General features: G+C 46.7%; 1 pseudogene. It reads right to left on the reverse strand.

What is annotated here, in order from left to right:
* Positions 1-130: 130 nt before the first annotated feature.
* Positions 131-321 (reverse strand): annotated as a pseudogene (locus tag ACO0LF_RS31655) (DDE-type integrase/transposase/recombinase); the annotation flags it as partial.

Genomic DNA, 321 nt, shown 5'->3' on the forward strand with positions numbered 1-321 from the left:
TTTCGCCAGCTCTTTGGCCAGCGCCTGCAGTTTGCTTCTTTCCATGGCGTTTGTCGTCATTTTGGCAATTCCTCATTATAGGAGGTTCATCTACCAGAATTACTTACACACTTTTATTTACAGGCTCAGCCGCCTGTGCATCAGCACGTGTTGCATAGCGCTGATGATGTATCAGTTCATTTTCAGACTTCCCAAGAAACTCTCCATAGGTGCATTGTCATAGCAGTTTCCTTTGCGTGACATGGATGTCTTCATGCCAAATTGCTCCAGCAACTCCCTGTAACTCAGTGCGCAGTATTGGCTACCACGGTCTGAGTGATG

Origin of the sequence: Undibacterium sp. Di27W, from assembly GCF_049340345.1 — a bacterium.
GTDB lineage: Bacteria > Pseudomonadota > Gammaproteobacteria > Burkholderiales > Burkholderiaceae_D > Undibacterium.